The 25,912-nt window shown below is 66.8% G+C and carries 30 protein-coding genes and 1 tRNA gene; 18 read left to right on the top strand and 13 right to left on the bottom strand.

All coding sequences use genetic code 11. From position 1 onward, the window contains the following. Positions 1-30: 30 nt before the first annotated feature. From LV75_RS16815 to LV75_RS16795, 5 genes are all read left to right on the top strand, one after another. Complete coding sequence (locus LV75_RS16815) at positions 31-498, top strand: MarR family winged helix-turn-helix transcriptional regulator (RefSeq protein ID WP_253887859.1); 468 nt, start codon at positions 31-33, stop codon at positions 496-498. Then, positions 495-905, top strand: a complete 411-nt coding sequence (locus LV75_RS16810) for a winged helix DNA-binding protein (RefSeq protein ID WP_253887858.1) — start codon at positions 495-497, stop codon at positions 903-905. The genes LV75_RS16815 and LV75_RS16810 overlap by 4 nt, the downstream gene beginning before the upstream one ends. Positions 906-1,000: 95 nt before the next feature. Beyond that, complete coding sequence (locus tag LV75_RS16805) at positions 1,001-2,002, top strand: YncE family protein (RefSeq protein ID WP_253887857.1); 1,002 nt, start codon at positions 1,001-1,003, stop codon at positions 2,000-2,002. After that, positions 1,999-2,199, top strand: a complete 201-nt coding sequence (locus LV75_RS16800) for a DUF5703 family protein (RefSeq protein ID WP_253887856.1) — start codon at positions 1,999-2,001, stop codon at positions 2,197-2,199. Before LV75_RS16805 ends, LV75_RS16800 begins: the two co-directional genes overlap by 4 nt. A gap of 332 nt (positions 2,200-2,531) precedes the next feature. Continuing rightward, on the top strand, positions 2,532-3,065 hold the full coding sequence (locus LV75_RS16795) for a hypothetical protein (protein WP_253887855.1): 534 nt from the start codon (positions 2,532-2,534) through the stop codon (positions 3,063-3,065). 3 nt (positions 3,066-3,068) lie between these two features. Here LV75_RS16795 and LV75_RS16790 read toward each other — a convergent pair whose 3' ends face one another. Next, the gene (locus LV75_RS16790; protein ID WP_253887854.1) at positions 3,069-3,539 is read right to left on the bottom strand and encodes a DUF2231 domain-containing protein; all 471 of its coding nucleotides are present in this window, start codon (positions 3,537-3,539) and stop codon (positions 3,069-3,071) included. A gap of 100 nt (positions 3,540-3,639) precedes the next feature. On the opposite strand from LV75_RS16790, the gene LV75_RS16785 reads away from it, so the two are divergent. From LV75_RS16785 to LV75_RS16775, 3 genes are all read left to right on the top strand, one after another. Beyond that, positions 3,640-4,587 (top strand): nucleoside-diphosphate kinase, encoded by a 948-nt coding sequence (locus LV75_RS16785; RefSeq protein WP_253887853.1) that lies wholly within the window; start codon positions 3,640-3,642, stop codon positions 4,585-4,587. A gap of 306 nt (positions 4,588-4,893) precedes the next feature. Beyond that, on the top strand, positions 4,894-5,547 hold the full coding sequence (locus tag LV75_RS16780) for a class I SAM-dependent methyltransferase (RefSeq protein ID WP_253887852.1): 654 nt from the start codon (positions 4,894-4,896) through the stop codon (positions 5,545-5,547). A gap of 181 nt (positions 5,548-5,728) precedes the next feature. Then, a complete protein-coding gene (locus LV75_RS16775) occupies positions 5,729-6,226 on the top strand; it encodes an RICIN domain-containing protein (protein WP_253887851.1) in 498 nt (165 codons plus the stop codon). 58 nt (positions 6,227-6,284) lie between these two features. Here LV75_RS16775 and LV75_RS16770 read toward each other — a convergent pair whose 3' ends face one another. After that, complete coding sequence (locus LV75_RS16770) at positions 6,285-7,631, bottom strand: M20/M25/M40 family metallo-hydrolase (protein ID WP_253887850.1); 1,347 nt, start codon at positions 7,629-7,631, stop codon at positions 6,285-6,287. 104 nt (positions 7,632-7,735) lie between these two features. On the opposite strand from LV75_RS16770, the gene LV75_RS16765 reads away from it, so the two are divergent. Further along, positions 7,736-7,819, top strand: a tRNA-Leu gene (locus LV75_RS16765). Here the strand turns inward: LV75_RS16765 and LV75_RS16760 are convergent. The 6 genes from LV75_RS16760 to LV75_RS16735 are packed head-to-tail and all read right to left on the bottom strand — an operon-like array spanning position 7,801 to position 12,333. Next, positions 7,801-9,279: a recombinase family protein gene (locus LV75_RS16760; protein ID WP_253887849.1), complete on the bottom strand. Its 1,479-nt coding sequence runs from the start codon at positions 9,277-9,279 to the stop codon at positions 7,801-7,803. The genes LV75_RS16765 and LV75_RS16760 overlap by 19 nt on opposite strands. Then, positions 9,189-9,554: a hypothetical protein gene (locus LV75_RS16755; RefSeq protein WP_253887848.1), complete on the bottom strand. Its 366-nt coding sequence runs from the start codon at positions 9,552-9,554 to the stop codon at positions 9,189-9,191. The genes LV75_RS16760 and LV75_RS16755 overlap by 91 nt, the downstream gene beginning before the upstream one ends. Beyond that, positions 9,544-9,684, bottom strand: coding sequence for a hypothetical protein (locus LV75_RS16750; RefSeq protein WP_253887847.1), 141 nt, complete (start codon positions 9,682-9,684; stop codon positions 9,544-9,546). The genes LV75_RS16755 and LV75_RS16750 overlap by 11 nt, the downstream gene beginning before the upstream one ends. Continuing rightward, a complete protein-coding gene (locus LV75_RS16745) occupies positions 9,681-11,705 on the bottom strand; it encodes an FtsK/SpoIIIE domain-containing protein (RefSeq protein ID WP_253887846.1) in 2,025 nt (674 codons plus the stop codon). The genes LV75_RS16750 and LV75_RS16745 overlap by 4 nt, the downstream gene beginning before the upstream one ends. Further along, positions 11,702-12,019 (bottom strand): hypothetical protein, encoded by a 318-nt coding sequence (locus LV75_RS16740; RefSeq protein WP_253887845.1) that lies wholly within the window; start codon positions 12,017-12,019, stop codon positions 11,702-11,704. Before LV75_RS16740 ends, LV75_RS16745 begins: the two co-directional genes overlap by 4 nt. After that, positions 12,016-12,333, bottom strand: coding sequence for a WhiB family transcriptional regulator (locus LV75_RS16735; protein WP_253887844.1), 318 nt, complete (start codon positions 12,331-12,333; stop codon positions 12,016-12,018). The genes LV75_RS16740 and LV75_RS16735 overlap by 4 nt, the downstream gene beginning before the upstream one ends. A 151-nt stretch (positions 12,334-12,484) precedes the next feature. Between LV75_RS16735 and LV75_RS16730 the strand changes: the two genes are divergently transcribed. The 3 genes from LV75_RS16730 to LV75_RS16720 all read left to right on the top strand — a co-directional run bounded on the left by LV75_RS16730 (position 12,485) and on the right by LV75_RS16720 (position 14,786). Next, the gene (locus LV75_RS16730; protein ID WP_253887843.1) at positions 12,485-12,841 is read left to right on the top strand and encodes an XRE family transcriptional regulator; all 357 of its coding nucleotides are present in this window, start codon (positions 12,485-12,487) and stop codon (positions 12,839-12,841) included. 101 nt (positions 12,842-12,942) lie between these two features. After that, positions 12,943-14,439, top strand: coding sequence for a helix-turn-helix domain-containing protein (locus LV75_RS16725; RefSeq protein WP_253887842.1), 1,497 nt, complete (start codon positions 12,943-12,945; stop codon positions 14,437-14,439). Further along, on the top strand, positions 14,436-14,786 hold the full coding sequence (locus tag LV75_RS16720; RefSeq protein ID WP_253887841.1) for a signal peptidase I: 351 nt from the start codon (positions 14,436-14,438) through the stop codon (positions 14,784-14,786). The genes LV75_RS16725 and LV75_RS16720 overlap by 4 nt, the downstream gene beginning before the upstream one ends. Here the strand turns inward: LV75_RS16720 and LV75_RS16715 are convergent. Continuing rightward, positions 14,775-16,226, bottom strand: a complete 1,452-nt coding sequence (locus LV75_RS16715) for a helix-turn-helix transcriptional regulator (RefSeq protein ID WP_253887840.1) — start codon at positions 16,224-16,226, stop codon at positions 14,775-14,777. The two genes, LV75_RS16720 and LV75_RS16715, sit on opposite strands and share 12 nt — an antisense overlap. 195 nt (positions 16,227-16,421) lie before the next feature. Here LV75_RS16715 and LV75_RS16710 point away from each other — a divergent pair, with 195 nt between their 5' ends. Genes LV75_RS16710 through LV75_RS34935 form a run of 3 tightly spaced genes read left to right on the top strand, consistent with a single transcriptional unit; the run spans position 16,422 to position 17,032 of the window. Next, the gene (locus LV75_RS16710) at positions 16,422-16,658 is read left to right on the top strand and encodes a hypothetical protein (protein ID WP_253887839.1); all 237 of its coding nucleotides are present in this window, start codon (positions 16,422-16,424) and stop codon (positions 16,656-16,658) included. Further along, complete coding sequence (locus LV75_RS16705) at positions 16,655-16,894, top strand: hypothetical protein (protein WP_253887838.1); 240 nt, start codon at positions 16,655-16,657, stop codon at positions 16,892-16,894. The genes LV75_RS16710 and LV75_RS16705 overlap by 4 nt, the downstream gene beginning before the upstream one ends. Positions 16,895-16,897: 3 nt before the next feature. Continuing rightward, on the top strand, positions 16,898-17,032 hold the full coding sequence (locus LV75_RS34935; protein ID WP_301319318.1) for a hypothetical protein: 135 nt from the start codon (positions 16,898-16,900) through the stop codon (positions 17,030-17,032). A 1,434-nt stretch (positions 17,033-18,466) separates the two neighbouring features. Here LV75_RS34935 and LV75_RS16700 read toward each other — a convergent pair. From LV75_RS16700 to LV75_RS16690, 3 genes are read right to left on the bottom strand one after another with little or no spacing between them, the layout of a single operon-like run. Then, the gene (locus tag LV75_RS16700; RefSeq protein WP_253887837.1) at positions 18,467-19,024 is read right to left on the bottom strand and encodes a hypothetical protein; all 558 of its coding nucleotides are present in this window, start codon (positions 19,022-19,024) and stop codon (positions 18,467-18,469) included. Then, on the bottom strand, positions 19,021-19,500 hold the full coding sequence (locus LV75_RS16695) for a hypothetical protein (RefSeq protein ID WP_253887836.1): 480 nt from the start codon (positions 19,498-19,500) through the stop codon (positions 19,021-19,023). The genes LV75_RS16700 and LV75_RS16695 overlap by 4 nt, the downstream gene beginning before the upstream one ends. After that, a complete protein-coding gene (locus tag LV75_RS16690; protein ID WP_253887835.1) occupies positions 19,497-20,534 on the bottom strand; it encodes a nucleotidyltransferase family protein in 1,038 nt (345 codons plus the stop codon). The genes LV75_RS16695 and LV75_RS16690 overlap by 4 nt, the downstream gene beginning before the upstream one ends. A 1,089-nt stretch (positions 20,535-21,623) precedes the next feature. On the opposite strand from LV75_RS16690, the gene LV75_RS16685 reads away from it, so the two are divergent. Next, positions 21,624-22,538, top strand: a complete 915-nt coding sequence (locus LV75_RS16685) for a phosphotransferase (RefSeq protein ID WP_253887834.1) — start codon at positions 21,624-21,626, stop codon at positions 22,536-22,538. Between the two features lie 6 nt (positions 22,539-22,544). Here LV75_RS16685 and LV75_RS16680 read toward each other — a convergent pair whose 3' ends face one another. Then, a complete protein-coding gene (locus LV75_RS16680) occupies positions 22,545-23,492 on the bottom strand; it encodes a hypothetical protein (protein WP_253887833.1) in 948 nt (315 codons plus the stop codon). A gap of 405 nt (positions 23,493-23,897) precedes the next feature. On the opposite strand from LV75_RS16680, the gene LV75_RS16675 reads away from it, so the two are divergent. Continuing rightward, on the top strand, positions 23,898-24,365 hold the full coding sequence (locus tag LV75_RS16675) for an Imm1 family immunity protein (protein ID WP_253887832.1): 468 nt from the start codon (positions 23,898-23,900) through the stop codon (positions 24,363-24,365). Positions 24,366-24,480: 115 nt separating this feature from the next. After that, on the top strand, positions 24,481-25,905 hold the full coding sequence (locus LV75_RS16670) for a helix-turn-helix domain-containing protein (RefSeq protein ID WP_253887831.1): 1,425 nt from the start codon (positions 24,481-24,483) through the stop codon (positions 25,903-25,905). Positions 25,906-25,912 lie beyond the last annotated feature (7 nt).

Below are 25,912 nucleotides of genomic sequence, written 5' to 3'. Positions count from 1 at the left end.
TGGACATAGTATCCATGTACTATAGTTGCCATGAGCGATGCGGCGACCCCGGTGTCCGGCCTGGTCTGGCGGCTGTCGACCCGCTGGCGGGCGATGATCGACCGGGTGGTGACACCCCTGGGGCTGACCCACGCGCAATACGCGGTCGTCGCCCCGCTGTCGAGCCTGCAGCGGGCTGGTACCCGACCGAGTCAACGGCAACTCGCCGACTTCACCGGCCTTGAGCCGCTCTACGTGTCGAAGCTGGCGCGCTCCCTGGAGCAGGCCGGGCTGGTGACGCGCACACCCGATCCCGCGGACAGCCGGGCGATGCTGCTGTCGCTCACCGACCGCGGTCGCGAAGTCACCGACCAGGCCATCACCGCCGTCGTCGCGCTGCAAGACCAGCTCACCGCGTCACTAGGCGGCGTCGACAGCCCGCGCACCCAAGCCCTCATCGACGCACTACGCACGCTGCTCAACGACCCACAGCTCGAAGACCCACAGGAGGAGACATGACCTACCCCTTCAACGGACTCGTCATCGGCCAGGCCGGTCGCGCCACCCGTGCGCTGCTGGACCGTCTGCTCGACGAGGCGAACACGGACTTCCCGACCTGGGTCGCCTTGGTGCTGCTGTCCGACGCCGACATCCCCGAGAACGAACTGGTCGGCAGACTCGCCGAGCGACTCAAGGTCGACCGCGCCGAGGCAGCGCTGACTGTCGCCCGGTTGACCCAAGAGGGCCTCACAGGTCCCGGGTTGACCTTGACCCAAGAGGGCCGCGCCCGGTTCCAGCACATCAGCGACGGCGTCGACACCATCGCCGCGCTCCTCTATGGCGACCTGTCCGCCGAGGACAAGCAGACGGCGGGACGCGTACTGGCGGCCGTGACGGCCCGCGCGGAAGCCGAACTGGCCGCCTGAGGTCCGGTGGGCGGACACACCCCACCGGACGTGGCCTTCGTGTCGTTGTTGCGGGATGCTGGAGGGACGCCTGTCCCCGCCGTCCGGAGGTCTGCTTGCCCCGCCTGGTCGTCCTGGTCGCTTCCACAGCCCTGTGCGCCGCGTTCGTCGCGGGCTGCTCATCGGGTGACCAACCCAGGGACGAGCTGATGGTCACCGACAACCCGGTGGCCGCGACCCCCGCCCGCTCCCCCGCGCCCAGCGCCACCCCGACGGGCACCGTCCTACCGCTGTCCGCGCCGGTCGCCGCCGTGGCCACCGACGCCACGACCCGCACCTTGGCCGTGGCGACAGGCGTCGAACTGCGCCTCTACGACCTCGACGCGCTCGACAAGACCCCGCGCTCGCTCACCCTGCCCGGCACCGCCGAATCCCTGACAACCGCTGGTGACGGCGCGTTGCTGGCCACGGTGCCGGGCCGGGTGGTCCGCGTCGCGCTGCCCGGCGGCACCCTCACCGAGTCCGCCGTGGACGGCTCCCCCGCCGCCGCGACCAGCTACCAGGGCGACACGCTCGTCGCCGTGCGCGACCGCAGGCAGATCGCCGTCCTCGACGCCGACCAGGCGCCGCGCCTGATCTCCGGCAGCCTGCTCAGCGCCGACCAGGTGTTCAGCACCGGCCCCGACGCCCTCGTCCTCGACCGCCTGCGCAACGCGGTATTCCGCCTCGACGTCGCCAAGGGCACGGTCGGGGAGGGTCTGCGCGCGGGCCAGGGCTCGACCAACGGCGTCACCGACCGCTGGGGCCGCGTCCTGATCACCGACACCCGCGGCGGCGCCTTGTTGGCCTTCTCGGCCAACCCCCTGCTGATGCGACAGCGCTACCCCGTGCCCGGCTCGCCCTACGGGATCGCCTACGACGCCAAGCGCGACCTGGCGTGGGTAACGCTGACCGAGACCAACGAGGTCGTGGCCTACCAGGTCGGCGGTGAGGAGCCCATCGAACGGCACCGCTACCCCACGGTCGCTCAACCCAACTCGGTCGCGGTCGATGCAGCTACCGGACGCGTGGTGGTCGCGTCCGGCAACGGAGGAGGTGTTCAGGTGGTGCAACCATGACCGAAGACGACTGGGAATACCTCCCACTCCGACTACCCCCCGGCGTATCCCGCCTAACAGCGGCGACCCAACTGGCCATCCAAGCCGAATTCAACGGCTGGGAACTCTCCCGAGTCCGCCTCTACGCCGACGGCACCCGCAAAGTCCTCCTCCGCCGCAAGATCCGCCGAGCAGGCGTCCCCAAGGTCGCGATCTGACATCCACCCGACCGCTCGACGCCGAAGGCTGATCGCGGTCGTCGCCGTGCTCGCCGCCCTCGGCGGCTGCGGCTCGGACACCACCTTCGACGGCGGGTCGAACGTGGAAGACGCAGTGGGCAGATACGTCGCGGCGCTGAACGCCGAGGACGCCACAACACTGCACGCCCTGGGCCGCAGCGACGACCGCTGGTACATCAACCTGCAACCACCCAGGCCCCCATCCCCAGCCAGCCCACTCCCGACCATGGCACCGTCAGACAACCCCCAGTAATCCCCGCCAGCCCCCAGCGTCGCTGGTGCTGGCTCTCGTGCGAATCGGGAAGTCGCGTGTGCCGCTCGCCGTCCCCGCCACGCTGGAAGCGGTACGGCGGGTGCTGGCCGTGCCGCGCGACAGCATGCTGCTGCAAGGCAGGTTTCCGTTCAAAGCGTCAACCACCACGCGCGAGTGCCTTGCGGGCACCTGGCGTGAAGTGTCCGGTACCAAAACATTCACCCGCGACAAGGACATCGTCATTTCGTTGGCCACCGCGGGCGAAAAGTGGGTCTTCAACCCGGACGGCACAGCTCGCCTCGACTTCGGCACGGGCACCGAGCACAAGGGCGAGCACTCGGGCGTTCCGATCGTCATCACTTTCGTCGGCACCGTCGACTACCGCTACGACATCGAGGACGAGCAAGTACACCTGCACGCGACCGCCAGCTCGGGCAGCCGAACCATCCGCGTACGCGACGAAGCCATGCCTGCCATCCCGCTCTCCCGACTGATTCCCCCCGACGCCACCGTTGGGGTCACTTGCGACCTCGACCAGCTCACCATCGACCAACGCAGCGGGACACAGAAGTTCGAACGGGTCAGGGACTAGGCGTTAGCGGGCGGGTTGCTGGTCGATCCCGTCCCACACCGCCCGTGCCCCCGCGTCTCCCACCCGGTACACGTGCACCCCGGCCAGCACTCCAGCCCCGATGCTGAGCACCGCCAGCACGATCACCACCGGCTTCGTCCACACGTCAGCGGGCAGCGAACTCACCACCATCAGCGCCGTCACCGCCAGCAGCAGCCCCAGCACGAACCAGATCGTCAGGTCGCCGAGCTCCTCGTGCGCCTTGATCAGGTCGCTCTCCGGCAGCCGCTTCTCCAGGTCCTCCCCGCTCGACGTCGCGATCGGCGTCAGGATCGTCGCGACCGCGGCGAACCCCACGACAAGCCACCCGAACCGCCGCCGAGCCGCGGGCCACAGCGCGATCACGATGGCGCCGAGCACCGACAGCGGCACCAGCACCACCACGGCGTGCACCACCAGCGCGTGCACCGGCAACCCGTTGATGAACTCCGGCATACCCACCTCCACTAGGCAATACAACAGGTACGCGCCCGACCCACGACCGGTTCAGTCAACCCCGTGCACGCCCTCAGCGCCATGTGCGCACAATGATCACGTGCCGCCCAGCGACCAGTCCACTGAGGAACCCCCCGGCTACGACTGGCGGACCCTCACCGCCGACCCGCGCAAGTGGTCCCTGCTGGCCGTCGACGAGTGGTTCCTCGGCGGTATCCGGCACGCGGCCCCGTTCATCGCGGCCGTGCAGGGGCACGCCCTCCTCGTCATCCAGCCGGACTGCGTGGCCGCGGGTCTCGCCCGCCCGTGCTTCGACTTCGTCCGCGCGCACGGCTTCGAGCCCGTCCACCACACCCGCTTCCGCCTGGACCACCGCGTCGCCGCGGCCGTGTGGCACTACCAGTCCGCCATCTCCACCCAGGACTGCCTGGACGTCGCCGACGCGATCTGCGACTACGCCGACGCGGTCCTAGTGGTGCTGCGCGACACCACCCCGGTCGAGCACCTCCCCGCGAGCCTGCGGCTGACCTACCTCAAGGGCCCGGCCCGACCGGAACGACGCGAGCCCGGCCAACTCCGCCAGGTCCTCGGCTCCCCCAACTGCCTGGTCGCCTACGTCCACGCCTCCGACGAGCCCATCGACGTCATCCGCGAGTCGTACCTGATGGCAGGCGAAGAGGTCCCGTCCATGTACGCGGCCATGACCGCTCCTATAGACCCGTCCGTGTCAGCCAGCCTCTACGCCGAACTCGAGGCCATGACCGCCGCGACCGAACGCAGCGACATGAACCCCGCAGCGGCCCTGAACCGACTCATGGCCCAGACCCCGCCCGGTCACCCCGCGACCTGCGCCCTGCAGGCCACCCGCGACACCGGCGCGCACATCGACTGGGCGCGGCTGCGCGAGCATCTCGCGGACCTGGGCATCGATCCGCACAGCTGGGACCCGCTGCTGGTCGCGAGCCACCACATCGTCTACGACCTGCCGGCCGCCGAGCGCCGGATCAACCGCCCCCCGATCGACTCGTGGTCACCCGACTCGGTTTAACCCAAAAATAGATCTGAATTTCGCTCCCAAGCAGCGTGGGCCCGTTGTCGGCCACCTTTCGACTACTCGGCGGATCCAGCCGACCTCCGTTTGCCGCGCAAATGTGACGTCATTGGCACGTGAGCCGCTGACGTTTCCTCGATGTGCCTACGCAATCCGACGAAATGGCCTGGTCGGACCGGCTGCGGAAATCGGTCCTTGCGCCGAACGAGTGGAGTCACCGGCAGCAAGGGAACGACTACGGGCGGTACAGCGACCCTATTTGTGATCCACGCCGCCTGGGGCCAATTCTGTGTAGGGGGAATAGTGACGCTAACCCAGCAGTTGAAGCGGAAGCTGAACAACCCGGATGATTCCCGTTCCGTGTCCGGATGGGCCAGGGCGAAGCGCTGGGAGAAACTGCTGGACAGTTTCCCCGACCTCGCGCAGATGCGCGTCCTCGACCTCGGCGGCCTGCCCTCCTTCTGGCTCAACGCCTCCGTGCGCCCCGCCGAGGTCACCACCGTCAACCTCGTCGACGCCGACTCCCCCGGCCCCTGGCTGCGCCACATCGTCGACGACGCGTGCGGCCCCACGAGCCTGGGCGGCGAGCAGTTCGACCTCGTCGTCTCCAACAGCCTCATCGAACACGTCGGCGGCTACTCCGCCCGAAGACGCCTCGCCGACGTCGTCCAGTCCTCGGCGAAGCGGCACTGGGTCCAGACCCCGTACCGCTACTTCCCCATCGAGCCGCACTGGGTCTTCCCCGGCCTGCAGTTCCTCTCCCCGCACCTGCGCGCCAAGCTCCTGCCGCACTGGCCCTTCGGCCACTCCGAGCTCGACTACCAGGGGGCCCTCGACGCGGTCCTGGCCTGCGAGCTCCTGTCGATCTCCGAGATGCGCCTGCTGTTCCCCGACTCCACCGTCTGGCACGAGAAGGTAGCGGGGCTGACCAAGTCGATTGTGGCAATCAGGAGTTGATCTGCCGGAACTGCCGGGTCCAAGTATTTCCTTTTTCTCCGTAACTCTTCCATCGGATATCCGGTCACCCAATTGAAGGAACAAAGAAATCCGGTTGGCGGATCCAACGGCCCGGCGCCGCTGGGAATCTTGTCGCGCACCGCTCCACCAGGAGCGAGGTTCCCGAAGAAGGAGAACGAACGTGCGCGCAACCCGCGTGTTCCGCATAGTCCTGACAGCCCTGGCGGCAGTTTTCGGCATGGTGGCCCTGATGCCCGCACAGGCGTCCGCTGTTCCGGCGGCCTACACCCTGCAAACCGGACTGGCCCCCGGCCGCGTGCTCGACGCAAACCCGGCGACGGTGAACAACAACGGCGGTCAGATCTACCAGTGGGCTTACAACGGAGGCGTCCAGCAGTTCTGGTACCTCTACACCGACGGCACCATCAGGCCCAAGGCGAACACCAACATGTGCCTGGACGCCAACCCCAGCACCAACTGGGACGGCGGCACCGTCTACCTGTGGACGTGCAACGGCGGCAACCAGCAGAAGTGGACCTACCCCACCAACGGTGCGGGCTTCAGCATCAAGAACGTCCACTCCGGGCGCTGCCTGGACGTCAACCCGAACACCAACTACAACGGCGGGACCGTCTACCAGTGGTCCTGCAACACCTCCGCGCAGCAGCGCTGGTTCTAGTAGTCCTCAGCAGGTGAGCGGGCGAGTGGCAGGCCGACTGCCACTCGCCCGCTCGAGCTCAGCTGCTGCGCAGGAACCGGTCCAGCACCCGGGTCCCGAACTTCAGCGCGTCCACCGGCACCCGCTCGTCCACGCCGTGGAACAACGCCGAGAAGTCCAGGTCAGCGGGCAGCTTCAGCGGCGCGAACCCGAAGCACCGGATCCCCAGCGACTGGAACGCCTTCGCGTCCGTCCCGCCCGAGAGCATGTACGGCAGCGTCACCGCACCCGGGTCTTCGGCGATCACCGACGCCGTCATCGCGTCCACCAGCGCGCCGTCGAAGGTCGTCTCCACCGGCGGCAGGTTGGTGACGTACTCGCGCTCGATGTCCGGCCCGAGGATCTCGTCCAGCTCCCGCTCGAACGCCTCCCGCCGACCCGGCAGCACCCGGCAGTCGACGACGGCCTCGGCCACCGACGGGATCACGTTGGCCTTGTACCCGGCGTTGAGCATCGTCGGGTTGGCCGTGTCCCGCAGCGTCGCGCCGACCATCCGCGCCACCGCCCCGAGCTTGGCCACCGACCCGTCGAGATCGGCCTCGTCGAACTCCATCCCGGTCAACTCGGTGACCGCGGCCAGGAACTCCCGCACCGAGTCGGTCATCACGACCGGGAACTTGTGCGTCCCCAACCGGGCGACGGCCTGGGTCAGCTTGGTGACCGCGTTGTCCTCGTGCACCATCGACCCGTGCCCGGCGCGCCCGCGGGCCCGCAGCCGCAACCAGGCGATCCCCTTCTCGGCGGTCTCGATCATGTAGGCCCGGACCCCGTCCTTGACGGTGATCGAGAACCCGCCCACCTCGCTGATCGCCTCGGTCGCGCCCTCGAACAGGTCCGCCCGGTTCTCCACCAGCCACTGCGACCCGTACTCGCCGCCGGCCTCCTCGTCGGCCAGGAACGCGAAGATCAGATCCCGCGGCGGCACGATCCCGTCCCGCTTGAACCGCCGCGCCGTGGCCAGGGTCATCCCCAGCATGTCCTTCATGTCGACCGCGCCGCGCCCCCACACGTAGTCGTCCTGCACCGCCCCGGAGAACGGGTGCACCGACCACTCCGACGGATCAGCGGGCACGACGTCGAGGTGCCCGTGCACCAACAACGCCCCCCGCGAGGGATCCGCCCCCGCCAACCGCGCGATGACGTTCCCCCGCCCCTTGGCCCCCGACTCCACATAGGTCGTCTCATACCCGACCTCGGCCAACTTCTCAGCCACGTACTCAGCCGCCAACCGCTCCCCCACCACGGTCGCCGGATCCCCGGTATTGGTCGTGTCGATCCGGATCAACTCGCTCGTAAGAGCGACCGCCTCCTCCTCAGCCACCGCGGTGTCATGGGGCTCGGCCAGCGCACTCTGCTGCTCACTCACCCCGCCTTCCTACCACCCCCAGCCCCAACCGACAGCCCCGGTTTGGGAGAGGTCCACAGCATCGGATAAGGTATGCCCACACCACGCGGGGCCAGCCCCCGCGAGTCCGGGTGGCGGAATGGCAGACGCGCTAGCTTGAGGTGCTAGTGCCCTTAACGGGCGTGGGGGTTCAAGTCCCCCCTCGGACACGCTTATTACCCCTACCGGACCGGATGCTGACGTTGAGCATCCGGTCTTCTGCGTTGTAGAGGAGTTCCAGGTCAAGGGCCGTGTACAGCTCTTGCAGCTTGGCAGGGCTGGTGTCGTTGACCTGGCGACCGATGGTGTCGAGGTAGTCGATCATCGCGTCCACCTCGGCAGCGCTGATAGTCCGCGCGCTGGGCAGGGCATCGAGTTCGACACGCGCCGCGTCCCGCTCAGCCTCCGCGCGGTTGAGCGCGTCAACCAGGGCGGTCGGGTTGGCGCCTGCCTCGATGGCGGCTTGGAGCCTACGTAGCCGGGTCTCGGCGTCCTTGATGCGTTGCCGCAGAGGTTCGGTGCGGGTGTTGGTCGTATTGCCGGGTTGGGCACCGACTAGGGCCGCCACGGTGGTGTCGCGGTTCTTGGGAGCGAGTAGTCCGCTGATCCAGTCGTTGAGGTGCGGGAGTACGGCACTTTCGGGGAGATAGATGTTCTTCGGGTGTGTCGCCAGGATCGGTGATCCGGGGACGATGGAGCGGGCGGCACACCGGTAGTAGATGCGGGCTTCTCGCGGGGTTCCTTCCATGCGGCGTTCGCAGTGACCACACCGGACTCGACCACGCAGCGCGTATACGCGTTTCGTCGCCTTCGGGCCGCGTTCAAGTTTGCTGCGTGATTCCAGGCCACCGGCGCCCTTGGATCGGCGGAGTAGTTGGACCTCGGTGAAGGTTTCGACCGACACGATCACGGGGTGGGCTTGCGTGCGGGAGCGCACGATCCGGTCCGCCGATGCGCGGCGGAACTTGGTGACGTGTCCGGCTGCGACGTCGTCCGGGTCGGCTAGGACCTCTTGCTTCACCCAGCGGCCGAATACGGCGTAGCCGGTGTAGCGGGGGTTCTCCAGGATCGCTCGGACGGCGCTGGCCTGCCAGCCGTCGGCGAGCCGGTGCCGGTTCTGCTCCGGGCGGGCCGCTGAGGGACAAGGGACGCCGTCGCGGTTGAGTGCGTTCGCGATGGCGCGGTCACCATTGCCGTCGAGGTAGGCGGCGAAGATCCGACGGACGACCTCAGCGGCTGGCTCGTCGATCACCAGAACCCGCAGGTGGAAGCCCTCGGCGGCCTTGCGCGGGTTCGGGTGGACACCGCCGTTGACGGTAACGTAGCCGTAGGGAGCCCGTCCGCCCTGGTGGCGGCCCTCGTTGACCACCTGGGCATCCATCGCAGCGCGGACTCGGGCTTGGACGTGTTGGCGCTCGGACTCGCTCATCCCGCCCAACACGCTCATCAGCATCTTGTGCGACGGATTGCGCGAGTCGTACTTGCCGCCCAACTCCGGCACCCACAGGTCCACCCCGTACGCCTCGAACCGAGGCGCGATCAGGGAGAACTGATTGCCGAACCAGCACCGAGTGCCCTCGCCGACCACGATCCCGGTCCAGGTGCGGGCAGGGTCCTTGAGTGCGGCCAACAGCCGGCGCCTTCCTTCCGCCGCTCCCAAGGCACAGACCGCGACTGGCCGATGTCGAAGAAGTCGGCCACGATCCGCCCGCCGAGTGGGCCGATGAACTTGTTGGCGTTGCCGTGCTGCCAGCCGTGGGAGGTCTCGGGGTCTTGGTTGCCCTCGGTGGAGCAGCGGCCATAGAACCCCAAGTCGCCGATCCCGTCGTCGACCAGGTCGGTGACCTCGATGCCCATCAGGTCGTCGAGTGTCGACCACGGGTCACGGCTGATTTCAAGAGTCATCGTCGACCTCACTCGGCGGTTCCATGGTGGTCAGCTCGACCAGTATGGCAAGGAGTGCCCGACAAGCACGCTGGTTCAGCTCAGGTAGATCGGCCGGGAAGCGCACGACCAGGTCATCCGGGCTGTTCATGGCTCATCACTCGATGAGCTGAAATCACCGGCCAGGATCGCCGCGCGGATGTCGGTGGTGAGGTAGCCGCGGACACGCCTGACTTCGCCGTCCTCCATTGGAATGCGGTTGCGCACCGGCCGACAACCCAGGGTCGCCATCTGTCGGGCGAAGGCGGTCGGTTCGACGTCGAGGGCGTCCACCAGTTCCGAGGTCGGGACGAACTCGCGCGACTCCAGGTCGTCTCCGAGGTAGGCCACGACCGCGTCCAACGGTTCCGGCAACCCGTCCGGCCGCCACACCGGCCCAGTGCCCGCGCCAATGGCTTTGGCCGCTGCCGCATGGTCCAAGACCAGCGTGGCGTCCTGTCCGGCGGCATGACCGGTCAGGGTGCCTTCCGTCTCCCGTAGCTCCCGGCCACGCGCGCAGATGGTTCGCCAGTTCTCGTTGGGCATGTAGTAGGTCCGCACCGTGACCGCGAGCCCGTCCGTCTGCGTCTCGCCGTCCGGGCGGAGGATGCCCACGCCCTTGTGCGCGGCGAGTAGGCGACTGCTGTCGTAGCCGCGGGTGTTCATCTGCTCCCCGAGCACGATGTTCGAGTCCCGCCAGTCCATGACCCGCAGTGCGAACCGCGAGCCCATCACCGCCCGCAGCCCGGACGGGATGGTCTTGGAGTCCGGCCGTTGCGTGGCCAGCACCAGCACGAGCCCCGCCGCCGGCCCTTTCTTCGCCAACCAGGTCAGCAGCTCGCCGATGTACTCGCCCGCCGTGACCCGCCGGTCCTGCACCTTGATCTGCGTTCGGTCCTCCAGCGGCACTTGGACCTCATCGACGAACAGCGCGGTGATCGCGAACCCCGGGTCGTGCGACATCGCTGGAGTCACCTTCGACTCGGGGCACGTCACGTCGTCCAGCGCCCGCATCCGCCGATACCGGGCCTGCACCTCGCCGACCAACTCGATCAACCAGCCGACCAATGCCACGACGTGCTCAGCTTCATCGCCAGACATGAACCGGTGCGCGACCTGGCCAGCGGCGTCCCAGTCCTTACCGGCCTTGAAGTCCGCCACGTACAGCCGGGTGTGCGGGTCCAGGATCAACCCGGCCGCAGCGAGTCGAGCCGCGAACGTCTTACCCTGGCGCGGAATCGCGCCCACCAGAAGCGATGTCCACACCAACGGCAAGTCCACCCGCCGGTCCCGCGCGTCCTGTCCGAACGGGACCGGCCGCCACGCGTCCCACCGCTCCGCCTCCAGCAGCGGCGTGCGCACCGGTGGAGTCGTGTACGGGTCCGCATCGGCAACCCACATCGCCACCCGACCCGCGTGCCCGCCGTTGCCGCGCACCCGTTCCACACTCAACTGGACCTCATCGACCGCCAGCGCCGACGCCAACGCGTCCCGATTCCGGATCACGTCCACTGCCTTGCGCGTCGCGGGCAGATCGACCGTCACCGCCCACCCGACACCATCGCGCCGGGCACGCTCGACCAGCCGTAGCGTCTCGTCCTTGCCGATGAGCTTCGCGTCCCGGAACGCGTCGATCAGCACCTGCGGGTCCATCGTCCACGTCAACGCCCGCGGCCCCGCCAACACCGCCCGCCGCCCCGGACTCCCCTCACGACGCCGCCCCAGCACCGCCAACCCCACAGCCGCCGCGGCGACGATCTCCCACAGCACCCCATAGACCAGGTCCAACACCGCCACCAGGACCACGCCAGCCACGACCACGGCCGCGGTGACCTTCCACCGGAACAACGTCAACGCCCGGATCGGCTCGAACTTGTCCGCCAACTTCTCCGACGACTCGGCAGCCTCCCGGTAGTCCCGCACCGTCACCCACCGACGCCACCACCGGCCCACCGCGATCAGCCCCCGCACTACGGCACCCACGAACCGCCACGGCGCCACCAGCACCACCGCCAGGAAGTCCCGCCAGCTCTTGAGCCACACCGGCACCCAGGTCGACCGCCACCACCACGAAACCCGTCGGACCGGCAGCAACTCTCCGTCCAGCACGGCGCGCTCCAACTCCCCGCTCATCGCCGCCGCCTCGACGTATCGACCGTGGTCACCGTCAACGCCCTGGTCAACGCGTACGCCGCGAACAGGGCAGGCAACCCGAGCACCGCCAGCAGCAACCACGGACTCCCCGGGTGAGTGATCACCACCCACTGAACAGCCACGATCAACCCGGCGTTGAACAACACCCGCCCGACCAGCGACACCAACCGCGCCCCACTCCGGGTCGCCTCAGCCGCCGCCCGAGCCCGCCGGGCACCAGACCGCCACACCCCGAGCAACACGAGCAGGCCGCCAGCAGCCGCGACCACGTGCAGAGTCGTGAACTCGATCATGTCAGCGGCCCCCGTTCGACTCGCTCCCCGCGCCGCAACCAGTGCGGATACAACGCTCGCCGGTCCTCATCCCCGAGCCCGCCGAACACCCCCACCGTCGCCTCACCGGTCGTGCGCAACTCCAACTCCAGGCACTCGTCCCGCACCGGGCACCCCGCGCACAACCGCGCCGCGACCTCCCTGTCCGTCCCCGCCCAGTCCGACTCCCCCATATCGCCATCCCGGCGCACCACCTCGTCCAACACCGACGTCGGCACCCACCGCAACCGGTCCAGCCGCCACGCGATCCCGATCAACCATTGCTCGTCGCTCACAACGCACCCGCCAGTCGAAGAGTGATTTAGAACCGCCCGTAAGCGGTAAATAGAGCGCCCCATGGGCGCGTTCGTCCGCCGCGTCGTTTGAGCGGCGCGCTAAGAGGTCAAGGCGCTAATGTCGGCCGCGAGGCGGAGCACGGAGGAATGCGTGGCGGAAGACTGGGCGGCAGTCGCGAGGGTCATCAACGAGCGCGCGGACGCACTCGGCCTGCGCCAACGTGAACTCGCCGAACGCTCGCAGGTCTCCCAAGCCATCGTGCGGGAGTTGCAGCTCAACACCGTCGAACGCCGCCGCAGCGCGCGAACCCTCGAAGCCCTCTCGGTCACGCTCAGCCTGCACCCACAACACTTGGACGCGGTTCTGAACGGTCGCACCCCACCCCTGCCTGATCCCGTCGTGTCCCGACTGGACAGTCTGGAAAGGCGCGTCGCCGAGATCGCTACCGTGCTCGACGGCATCCAAGCCGATCTGCGCGCGGTATTGCGAAATACCGGTGGCGAGTGAGGTGCTTTCCATACCTCTGATTCAAGGCCGAAACGGCGCTTGCTCCCATGAACAAGCGCCGCACAAACACCGCAAGAACCCCGCAGAACCCGGGCGCGGAGATGCGTAGCCCGTGGACCGGCCGCACCGCTGCTGCCCTCCAGAGCGCGCTACGCCTCAGTCAAGAAGCCTTCGCCGCCCACCTCGGCATCTCGCCCCGCACAGTCGCGGCCTGGCACCAGAAGCCCACGGTCAAGCCACAGTCCGAGATGCAACAGCTCCTCGACAGGGCCCTAGCCCAAGCGGCACCGGACGCTCAGGCCCGCTTCGCCGATCTCACCAGCCCGCCGACCAGCGACCGCCTCCAGCTCGATCCGAACATCGTCGCCGCCCTCGACTGGGTCGACGCTCAAGCGGGTTGGACTCCAGGCACCGCCCGCACCCGTGTGGCAGCACGCGCCGCTCAGCTCGACCCGCACCAGCTCCAAGACCGCGGCCACCACCGCGCCCGCATCAGCCAACGCGACATCGCCGACGCTCTCACCGCCTACTACGGCCCGACGCCCCTGTACCGCGCGCACTTCGGCCACCAGCTCCTGACCACCAGCATCGTGACCCGCCCGGACTGGCTCGACATCGCCGTTCCCTTGATCGCGAGCAACGACCGCATCCGGGCCACCGCAACCTCGTCCCATGCCGCCGACCTCGATGCTGACGCGGCCATCAACCGGCTCGCGGAAACCCTCACGCTCGAAACTCGCCTGGTCAACGCGCCCCTGTACCGCTTGACCAGCATCGACGTCGGCCTGCAGCGCATCGAGGGCACGGCCGGTATCGCCTCGTTCGTCGAGTACGCCCTAACCCTCGACCTCCTCGAAGCCGAACTCATCGACGCGATCACCGCAGGCTCGACCGCTCTGCCCCTGCGCGACCGCTACCTGCCCAACCTGCCTGCCGTCCTCGACGTCGGTAGCCGTCTCTGCGCGGGTGGCGCACTGGCCCTCACCGCCATCGCCCGCCCCGCAGACCCGTTCCGCGGCCCAGCCGACTACCTCCTGTTGATCCAGGAACGCTCCGGCCACGTCGTCAACGCCGCCCGCCGCCTTGCGGTCATCCCCAAGGGCTTCCACCAGCCCGTCACCGACATCCGCGCGGACGCCCAGGTCGGCGCCACCCTCCGCCGCGAGATGGAAGAGGAACTGTTCGGCCGCGCCGACATCGACAGCACCATCGGCGACCAACGCAGCGCCGACCCCATGCACCCCAGCCGCCTGTCCGAACCGCTGCGCTGGCTCCTCGCCCACCCCGGCCGCCTCCGCATGGAATGCACCGGCTTCGGCCTCAACCTGGTCAGCGGGAACTACGAGTTCGCCAGCCTCATCGTCATCCAGGACGAAGACTTCTGGCCACAATTCGGCGGAATGGTCGAAGCGAACTGGGAATCGACATCCCTCCGCCGCTATTCCACACAGGACCCGGACATCATTGGCGACCTTCTCGGTGATGTAGCGTGGAGCAACGAGGGACTGTTCGCCATGCTCCAGGGCCTGCGACGCCTCGTCGAACTCGACCCCACCCGGGTCGCCCTGCCACCCCTCGACTGGGAGATCACCGAGTGACCACCGCCTGGTCCAGCGGCAACGCCGCAGACGACACCACCGACACTCGCGGCTGGCTCGTCGGCCACTTCATCGACCCGTCCGAGGGTGTCCGCTCCTCGAAGGACGTCGAGTTCAAGTGGGGCACCCACCCGGCAGGCGACAAGCGCCCCGAGTGGACCTCCGACGACCAGCGCACCACCTTGGTCGTCCTGGTCAGCGGCCGCTTCCGCGTGGACCTCACCGGCGGGCACCACACCATGGCCCGCCCTGGCGACTACGTCATGTGGGGCGCCGGTGTCGATCACTCCTGGGAAGCCCTCGCGGACTCCGTGGTCATGACCGTCCGCTGGCCCTCAGCCGCCTAGCCGCCACTCCACCGGCGGCACCCGCACCCGGTCACCGCCGATCTCCCGCAACCGCCGGAGCCCCTGCACCATCGCGAACACGCCTTCGTTGCTCCACGTGTCATCCGCGATCAGTTTTTCGAGCGATTCCCCATCTCGTGATGAGTACTGCCGCAATCCGGCGGACTCCCAATTCGCTTCGATCTGTCCTCCGAATCGCTCCCAGAATTCCTCGTCCTCGATGACGACCAGGCACGCGAACTCGTAGTTCCCGCTCACCAAGTTCAGTCCGAACCCCGTGCACTCCATCCGCCACCGCGCCGGATCCTCACTCAACCACCGCATCGGCGCCGACAACCGCTCCCGGTGCATCGGGTCCGCCGCCCGCACAGGCCCGCCCGTGACATCCACGTCCCCGCGCCCGAACAGCTCCTCTTCGAGCTCCCGCCGCAACGTCGCCCCGATCCGGCTGTCCGCTCGCACATCGTTGAGCGGCCCATGGAACCCCTTCGGGATCACCGCCAACCGCCCAGCCGCGTTCACCACCTGGCCGGATCGCTCCTGCACCAGCAGTACATAGTCAGCCTCACCGCGGAACGGGTCCGCCGGGCGCGCCGCCGCGAACAACGCCAGCGCCCCACCGGCACACAGCCGCCCCCGTAGGTCGAACACCGCTTCCAGGTCCGGCATCCACGCGTCCCGCAGCGGCAGCCCGTCGCCCGATTCGCCTAGCTCCCGCTCCAGCAAATCCGCCGTCAACGCGTAGTCCAGGAACGACGCCACTTCCACCTGGCCGCGCACCAAGCCCTTGGTCGGGTCAGCCTCCACCAGCCGGTACACCGGCGCATCCGTCAACCGCGTGCCCTCAGCAACCGCGTGCGCGAGCCTGCGCGCGGCAGTGTCCGCCGCCCGTTTGTCCATCGCCCACCGAGCGGCCGCGCCCATGCTGAGCTCCAAACGGTCCCCGTGCGGTGACAGCTCACATCGCAGATCCAGCCACTCCGGCCACGTCACCACGCTGGTCAGGACATCGACCGATCCAACCCAGGCCCCGAACTGGCTGTCTCCGCCGTAGTAGCGCGCCAGCCGGTCCGCGATCTCCGCACGCCCCACCGCCCGACGCGGTGCGACGTCCACAAGCTCCTCGCCCACCCGCCGTCGACTGGTCCCACGATCCCAGCCTGCGAGCCGGTCCAACCAGGAAAACACCGCGTCGAGATCCGGTCGCCCGAACTCCACCGCTTTCGGGCGACCGTCCAGCAGCGAATCCAACTCGTCCGACGACCGCTCCAGCAGCCGCGCCAACCGCGGCCTCACGTGCGGCATCGGCGCGTGACTCCCGGCCTCCCATGTGATCACCGTCGTCCGGTCAACCCCGAGCGCCTCAGCCAATGACTCCTGCGTGAACCCCGCTCCACGCCGTACAGCCGCCAACTCCACCCGACGACGCCCAGTCCCCATGCGGACCACCTCCGGTATCAGGGCAACCGTACAGCCGAAACCAACTCCGCGGCCGGTTCCAACAGACCTTCCACGCGCCTCTGACCCGGGTTCTCTGTTCCCGGCCGCGTGCAGGCCCTTGACTAGGTACTACACCGCTTCACCCCAGGCCAATGCCCTCACCGCACCGGCCGACCACCCCAGGAGGTACCGCCGGTGAACACCATCGTCAACAGGCTGATATCAGCCTTCCGATCGCGAAATCAGCCCCGTCCACCCGGCGTCCCCTACCTCTCCAAGGACCTCGACGATCTCACCCGCTGCGTCAAGGCCGTCGCTACCGCGCTCGAACAGGACCGGCTGGGCAGCGGCCCCGAGATCGACAACCTTGACGACACCGCCACCACGGTCATCACCTCGCTCCGCTGGCTGGCCCAGCACCCCAGCTCATGACCAGCGACCCGACGTGGCGCTTCGACGGCGACATGGTCACCGACCTCAGCAACACCGCCGCCGCCATCGACCACTACGTCCTGGCCTCCATCGACGCCCACGAAGGCACCGCCCCGGCCCCCACCCTCGACGCCCAGAAGGAACTGGTCCGAACCGCCTGCACCGCCGTCTACCGCCTCATCGAACACACCCACGAACGCCACGTCCTCCACTCCGCCCTACCCGACGAAAGCTGAGCCATGACCGCGCCACTCAAAGTCATCACCTGGGTCGCCATCCGCGACAACTGCGAGATGACCGCCACCCTCCACCCCACCGAAGAGCAGATCGACTTCATCATCGGCCCCACCACCGAAGCCTTCAGTCCTCCCTAGCCAAACTCGACGCCGCCACTCCCTAGCCACCCGTCAGCCCGGCCCACCTCACCGGCCCCTCCAACTCGCCTCCAAGACCAGCCCGCCCCCACCCCGGGACAACCTGCCACACCCCGTCCCAACCGAGAAACCACCAGCTCAGCCCTCCACCCACCCCGTCCCGCCGCACCACCCCGCCACGCCCACCCTGTCCCCACCCAGGACACCCGCTGCCATCCCAACGCTCACCCCCGAGGGCCGACCCATGCCACCAGCCGGCCGCACCCCAACCACCTCGCCCCAGGCTCCTCGTCGTCCGCCTCGGTCCGATCTACGGCCCCGTCACCCACGCTGATACCTCCAAGCCCAACTCCCCCGACGGCGTCAGCCTCGCCCTAGCCCGGCCTGCACACCGCACACATCCACGCTGCCGTCGTCTCCACCTACAGCCTCACCCTCACGGCCCGCCGCCACCCCTCCACAGCCCTGGCGGACCTCACCACCGAACCCCACAACATGTGTCCGTCCACGACAAGGCGGTCTCCTGATGCCCAACAACTGGCAAGCCGTAGCCGAGGTCATCTCCGATCGCATGTACGAGCTACGACTAACGCAAGTCCAACTCGCCAAACGCTCGGGCCTCTCCCAAGCCATCATCCGAGAAATCCAATACAACATCACCGAACGCCACCGTCGCCCCAAGACGCTAAAAGCGCTCTCCGAAGCGCTAGAACTACCAACCCTCTATCTAACCGAAGTCCTCGCCAAGGGCCCCATCCCGCGCATCGAACTCCAGCAGGAACCAGAGGACCCCATCGCGGAGCGCCTAGACGCCCTCGAACAACTCCTAGCTACCCTCGTCCTACGTCTCGACAACGTCCTACTTCAGCGCCCCACTCACCCCATTCACCGTTCTGTAGTCGGCCACCAAAGGCCTCGCACATTCGCCGACTAGCAAGATCGCCTGAACTCCTCCTCCAAGATCGAACCACCATGCCAACGACCCTTTGGCGTGCTAGATCGGCGGATCCGAAGTCGTCACCACCAGCGCCAACGCAGCCCGGGGTTTCACGACTGCACGCTCGCTCGAACCTGTGTCAGCGTTACCAGATTCACCCCAAAGTAGTGGATCGTGTGCGGAAAGTTGACCACACCCTCCGCGTTGGGTACCTTTGGACAAGGTTTACAGTGTCCGTCTTGCTTGGCCTGGGTCCAGCGCAGGGTTCGATTCCCAAAGCGGCTACGTATCTGGTTTACTGCTATGTATCAGCATCCTGGCTATCTCACTGCTCAGTGCAATCGGAAGCAGCAGGGCCTTCCGCAAACTAGTGAAGAAGATCAGGAAGTTGGTGGTTGGTATGATCCAGAGATCGACTAGAGGAATTGTTTCTGTCTTCGTAGCGTCAGTGGTTCTGGCTCAGACCTGGCAAGACGGCCACATCTCAGTCCAGCAGGTTACCGATCAAGGTCGTCTTTGAGGGTGTTCAGCAGACCGGCGCGGGCGACGTCGGTGACGACGCGCGGCAACGGAGCCGTGCGCAGAGGTACGCCGGTGTCCTTCTTGACCGGTTTGGTGTCCCACGCAGCGGTCATCTGGGGTCCTGCTTCGCGCTGGGCCGCGGCGACGAAGGTGTCGTAAGCGGCCCGAACCTCGGGGGTCCCATGGATGGCCAACAGCGCGGTGTAGAAGCTGATGCGGGACTTGACGTCGCTGATGTGCTGGGTGATCTCGCGACGGGCAGCCGCAGAGCCGTCCTTGCGGAGGATGCGGTAAGGACACTCCATGTAGTCCTCGACAGCGCGGACGGCCTCGGCGTAGAACTCCGCTTTGGCCTGCCTGCGCTGCTCCTTCTGCTGCGCCTTGTACACCCTCACCGCCACGGTCGCGGCCACGGTGCCGACGACAAGGGTGGCGAACGCCCCGACGATCGGGACCAAGCCCATTGCCGTCAGCCCTGCCCAGAAGCCGGAGCCTGCGATGAAGGCTCCGGCCACCAGGGCAGAAGGGCTCATGCCACCCTCGCTCGCGCGAATCCGTGTGGTGCCTCGGCTCCCAGCCAGATGCCACGCCGGTGCCCGCCGGTAGCCCGCCAGTAGTCCTCGAAGAACAGGTGGTTGCGGATCAGGTCGATCAACGCCAGGAGCCCGTCAGCGGCACGCCACCGCTCGTCCGCTGGCGATGCGGGGTAGTACAGGCAAAGTGCGTCGTCGGGCATCCTGTGCGGTGAGGTTTCTCCGGGTGCGGCATGTACTCGGGGATAGTCCTCGGAGGCGAGCCCGTAGCAGTCGTAGTACGGCCTCCGGTGGAACTCAATGGCCGCAGGCACCGGGCGACGGCGACCGGGAACGTCGATCGGCACTATATAGGTGACGAGACCGGGGTTCAGGTGGAGGCGCAGGACGTCGCCGTGCTCCCGGCGGGCCTGCGCCTCAAGTGCGACCTGCCAGGCGGGGTGGAACCCGTACCACCAACTCTGGGCCGTGGTCATGGCGCCCAGCTGCGGGCCTGCACCTGGGGTCGGCGCGCACCCGAACCGACCCCAGCGGCGATGCCCACACTGCTCTTGTCCTTCCAGCGACGCACGACCTCGTCGTGGAGGGCACCCCGGTCGGGGTAGGGGAACATGTCCTCGTCGTTGAACAGCTTGGCCATCTGCTCCGCAGCTTGCAGCGGGTAGCCCTCGCGCTCAAGCCGAACGGCCTCGTCGACGTGCTTGCCCGCCTCGCGCAGAGTCGTGACCACTTGAGTGCGAGTCCACCCCTTCCCGAGCTTGATCGGCTTCTCTGCGACTCCTGCCGGGTCCTCCGTCAGCCCCCGGTCGAGCGCGCTGGCGGCGTGGGCGAACCAGACCTGCATCCCGCCGAGTTGAGTGGTCGGGCCGTTGATGCACGCGAGGGCGAGAGCCTTGATGTTCCAACTGCAGAGGGGTTTGCCGTTGCGCCGGTTCCAGTGCTTGAGCAGCCGTACCACGTGGGCGAACCCGACGTTCGTGTCCTCGATGGCTTGGCGGACCATGCTGGTGTGGACGTCTGGCGCCGAGCGTGACCAGCCGGGGACCTTCGGGATGAACAGCCCGAGGTCATCCGGGTTGTCGATGGCGCAGATTACGTCCGCGGTGAAGTCCTTCTCCCCCGCGTGCACCGGGTCGCCGAAGCGGACCAGCACCGCACGGGTGCAGCCCTCGACCTGCACCGTGAGCTTCGGGAAGTCGGCCTTGAGCTCCCGCCGGATGGCGTCGGCCGCGCGGTCCATCAGGTCCCGCGGCCCCTTCTTCCCCGGACCGTGGGTGTCTGCGGCCTCGACGATGACGATTCCCAGATCGATGTCAGTCAACGGGGTCAGCGCGTCACCGTGGGCAAGGCTGCCGTTGAAGTACACCCACGACCCCGGGAACTCCAGGCGCAGAGCATCGGCGATCATCTGCCTCCGCGCGCGGGCCTCCTCGATCTCCTGGTCGGTCACCTCGACTGTCTCGCGGGCCTGCGTGATCAACTCCTCCAACGAGCACGTCTCGTCGTTCATGCTTCATGTCCTCTCGTGCCGACCGTTGTGCCCGGCCACGCAAGTCGGCACTGCGAGGCGGTGGGCCGCTTGGCGGCCTCGCCTAGGACAGACGAGCTAACTCGGCGAGCATTGATCACTCGATCGGAGTACATCTAGGCGCAGTCACGGCAGCGGTCACCCTCGAAGATGTGCACGGGAAGCACGTTGAAGCACTTGGAGCACTGCTGCTCCCTAGGGCGCGGGGCGCAACTGCAGCGCTTGCACCGCGGACATGCTGGAGCCTTACAGCGTGCGCACGGAGCTTCGAACGATGAGAACTCGTGCCCGCAATCGGGAACCTCGCACACTCGCTCTACGGCTTCCGGTCCGACCTGCGGGATCGGCAACGAGAAGCCCTCTTCCCAGGGCGCCCAGCCGGTGACACTGACGACTAAGAGGTAGCCGTCCATCGGCACGGCCTGGGCACGGAGTTCATCCCCCTGGATTCCGTCACGGTAGCGCCACCGGGTGCGCCCGCGAGCACGCCCCAGTCCAGCGGGCGAGCCCAACACGCGGGAAACCAGAAGTGTTCCGCTCTGGTCGCTGTTCCGCCTCAGCGGGGGCATCAAGTGGGAAGCAGAGAACTGCACGCTGCCGCGCCGATCAATCAGCACAACGTGACCAGGGCTGTCGAGGTGCTGAGCATCACCCGACTCATCCGCCAGGTGCGCCAAGGCGTGCGCCGGAACGACCAGCCCCTGCCTACGCCGGACGGTGGGCAAAGTGCCCGTCCGAACTGCTCGACTGATCCAGCCACGGTCAGTGCCGAGAAGCCACGCCACAGTCGCAATCGACAAAAGGCATGGCGTGTGCCGGGAAGGTTTGTTCGTCATTGGTACTAGTCCTTTGCTCGCGGCCCGCCTTGTGCGTGCCGACGAGTCCAGTAGGACTGAGATTGCGAACATCTCCCATGCCGGTTCGGGATGCGATAATTCTGGCCGAGAATATCCACAGGTCACCACATGACCGCGCCATGGCAACATTCCGAGAATGAATATACGGCCAGCAATATTCTCAGGATGAATGTCGATCTGCCTCGCTGCCGAAGTGCCCGGTAACCTGACATCCGTGAGCGACCACGCGAGCGAGGGTTCCGAATGCTTCTCCCCGCAGGTCACCCGTGCCATCCTGGACGCCGCCTGCACCAAGGCGGGCCTCAACTCGACGGGCGCGACCCGCATCCGGACCGGCGAGAACGCGCTATATCGACTGGCGAATAAGCCTATTATCGTCCGGATCGCCCGATCCATGGACTACTGGAACGAAGCCGTCAACGAGGTCCATGTAGCCCAGTGGCTCGCCAGCGCCGACTACCCCGGCGCTACTGTGGTCCCTGATCTCGGCCAGCCCATTGAGGCGCTTGGGCACCCGGTTACCTTATGGCTGCTCATCCCTGGCGCGGATGCGAAACCGCAGGACATCACCAGACTCGCGCGGCTCCTCCGCCAACTGCACTCGCTGTCCCCTCCGTCAGACTTCACGCTGCCCGCATACGACTTCACAGAGCGAGTCATCAGACGCCTTGAGACCTCCCTGGCCGCCGACAATGACAAGTCCTATCTCCTCGCAAAGTTCAAGGAACTAGACGAGGAGGTCAACAGACTGGTCTTTCCGCTGGACAAGGCCCCCGTCCACGGCGACGCGCACATCAAGAACGTCATGGTCATCGGCTACAACCCGGTGCTGATCGACTTCGAGCACGTCGGATTCGGCCAGCCCGAGTGGGACCTGGCGATGACGGCTACCGAGTACGTGACCGCCCGGTGGTGGTTAGACCAGCAGTACGCCGCCTTCGCTCGCACATACGGATTCGACGTCACCACATGGTCAGGGTTCGACGTGCTCCGGCAGGTGCATGAGATCAAGATGACCACGTGGCTGATGCAGAACATCAGCCAGTCCCGAGAGATCGCCGAGGAGTTCGCGGCCAGGATGCAATCCATCCGGTTACAGCAACCCGGGCCTCGCTGGAAGCCGTTCTAGTCCTGATCAACCTAGCAAGTGGTGTCGATCGCGCCAGGCCAGTCGCAGCAAGGTCAGGGAGCTGGCCGAGAACCGCGGTTCCAGCCGATCAATGGCCTCCGAGGTGAATGGCATGTCCGCTCGACCTCCCTCGCCGATGACGTGACCCTCGTCGTTGGTCGCCACCAAGGCGTTGAACAAGCGGTCGAACACCTCGCCGTCTACGACCGCGACGGTCCGTTGACTCGCGCCCAGGGTGAGAGGGTCCATCACCAGGCCGTAGTGCCAGAGCCGGAGGCGACCATCGGCACGCGCCTGCTCGAAGGAGCGGAATGGCTCCTCACCCGCGTAGTCGATGGACCTCGCTCCGGAGCCATCATGCTCTGGGTTGCCAAGGAACTCTTCCGAGTACTCGCGCATGATGTTGCGCCACAACGAAAAGTCGTTGTCCACATCCACTGCGGCGAACGACGACGGCTGGAACTCCCCAGACGGCATGACAGTGCACATCTCGCCACCATCGGCGACGGCGCTACCGTCGCGTTGGTGCACCACGAAGCGGTGCTCACCACGCGCATCCTTCCGGATCGTCAAAGTGCTGATACCCGGCGACATCAACATCCTCGCGGGATCAAACGGGTCCCCCAGCGCTGCCCGCAGCGGCAGGGCGTCCCACGTCGGCACCGACCCACCCGCCGCCAACCACGCCGCCTTGAACTCGTGAGCCAGATACTCCTTGGCGTCAAACACCTCAAAGAACGTCGTGGTCCCGAACGTCAGCCCATATCCACCCGCGGTGGACACGTCGAGAAGCCGATAACTAAGGCGGTTCTCCAGCAACCGCGGCCGCACCAAGTCCCGCACCGCACGGCTGTAGCTCCCATAACGATCACCCCGATCACTCAGCGGCAGCACATGATCCACCGACCCAAGATCAGGTGTCGGCAGACTGGCGTCGGAGAAGGTGAGCTCCACCGAGTCCAACTCCGTGGGTTCGTCCAACAACCAACCAGGCCCAGTCAGTACATGACCACCCGGTGCTCGTTGCCCAGCCGGATATAACGACGCCGCCGTCTCCGCCAGCTCGCGCCCACGCGAACTCCCAACCCGCCGAACCCGAAGCCACTCCGCCTGGCTACGACGGACGTGTTCGGGTGCGCCCATCCTCGTTCCTTCCCCAGGAGTGCCGCCGCCAGTCCGTTGGTCAGGATACCCGGCCGGACCGTACGTCTGATTGGGTGAACGACCCCGTGCGCAAGGGCTCTAGCTGCACACATGCCGCACGAGCATGTGACATGTCGAGATTGACATAGACAGGGCTCACGCTGGCGTTCCACGGTTGGATCGTCCCCCGCCAGCACACACACTTCCGGAACAGGCATGGATGAGCTGAATGGACCGTCGGACCGGACCATCTTGACCGCTTCTCTCACGACGGGCGTGGCACGGGTCGCCCACGGTATTGAGGCATCAACCGAGCTGATCGCGGAAGTCCTTCGCCTGGACCACAACGAATGGGAGACCATTCTCCTACTCGGCGACCAGCAGTTCCACCAGACCAAGAACGGCCCGTTCCCCGACCAGCAACTACGCGTCACTGTGCGGCCCACACTGGGCTATGCCGCCCTCAACCACAGTGACACCAACAGCGACCCTCCGATCGCGAACTCCTACAATCCTCGTCTCTCCACGCCCGACCTTGTGTTGATCTTTAACGGCTCGACACGCACAGTGTTTCCCCGCACGGCAGCGATACCCATAGCGGACGCCCAACTAGCCTTGGATCAATGGCTTCTCACGCAGCGCAGACCAACCTGTATCAACTGGCAGCCGTTCGACCACTACTAGTCACCCGACTGGGCTAACGCCTCTCGGCCGAGGTGATCGAACCATCCGTCACCACTTGGGCCGGTGTACGCTCGATCACGGGTTCTTATAGCTAGAGACGGACACTGGGACCGTGATGAGCACTCGCAGCCCGCGCGGAACGGGAGACCGGACAACCGCCGGTCGACGCTGCGCGGCATGTGGTGCGGCGCTTGCGATCGACAACACCGCACAGCTGTGCAACAAGTGCTTTCGAGACCAACGCGACCAACTGAGCAAGCCAGCCCGCCCCGGACGTGACTTCTTCGAGACGGACGACTTCCGATCAGCGTTCGAAACACAGCACATCGGGAAGGTACTGAAGGCGTATCGCCACCACCCCCGGCACCTGCAGATATTCGGCAAGGCCCTGAACCAGGAACTACTAGGCCGATGGCTCGGCTTGACCCAGGCACAGGTCAGCAAGCTGGAGAATGGCAAACCTGAACAGAATCTCGACATTCTCCGAGCCTATGCACAGGTGCTACACCTACCGCAGCACCTCTTGTGGTTCGATCTGCCAGGACAGAGCCGCCAACAGCGGCCCAGCGTCACGGAGGACATGGACGTGGACAGGCGCGACTTTATGCGGGTCGCTTCTGGAGCTTTCTTGGGTATGACAGACCCATTTCACCGCACGCTCTCACCGCGAGCGGGCACGACGGACCTCGACTACCTGGCCAACCGAACCGCGCGATTGCGCCGTCTGGACAACCACCTCGGTGGTCGCGACACGTATAACCTGTACCTTTCGGAAATGTCATCGACGATCGGGTATGTCAAGCACGCCCACTCCAACCCCCAACTTGAGCGCGAACTGATCAAGATCATTGCCGAGCAGGCGCAACTCACCGGCTGGGCCGCGTTCGACGCCGGGATGCACGCTGAGGCCAGGAAGCACTACCAGGCCAGTCTCTCCGCCGCGCGGGAAGCCAACGATCCGGCGCTCACCGGTAACGCACTCGCTTTCCTGGCATACCAGGAGGTTGGAACAACTGGCCCGAACGTCGCCCTCGCTGAGGCATCATTCGCGGCCGCTGAGGTGGATGCGACACCCCGTGTTCGAGCGCTGCTTCTGGAACGCAAGGCGTGGACATACGCAGTCGCTGGCAACTACCAGGCAACCAGCCGGGCCCTGGAAGGCGCCAGAGTCGCGCTGCGCGCGCAGGATGACCGACCCGAACCAGACTGGGTGTTCTGGGTTGACGAGAACGAGATCGAGATCATGTCGGGCCGGTGTTGGACAGCGCTGGGGCGACCCAACGACGCCGTTGCCGCACTGGAAGCCGCCCTGGCGAACTTCGACGAGACTCACGCACGCGACAAGTCCTTGTACCTGACGTACCTGGCCAACGCGCTCATCGACAGCTCCGAAGTCGAGCAGGCGGCACACGTCACGGCGAGGTCGATGGACCTCGCGCGAGGCGTGGGATCAGTCCGGCCCTTGGCCCTCATCTCAGAAGTCATGCACAGGCTGCGCGAGCATAGGGGGCTCGATCCAGTGTCGGCACTCTTCGAATAGGCTGGCG

Origin of the sequence: Actinokineospora diospyrosa, from assembly GCF_024171925.1 — a bacterium.
GTDB lineage: Bacteria > Actinomycetota > Actinomycetes > Mycobacteriales > Pseudonocardiaceae > Actinokineospora > Actinokineospora diospyrosa.
Note: the sequence above shows the minus strand (reverse complement) of the source record. Positions and strands in the feature narration are given on the sequence as shown.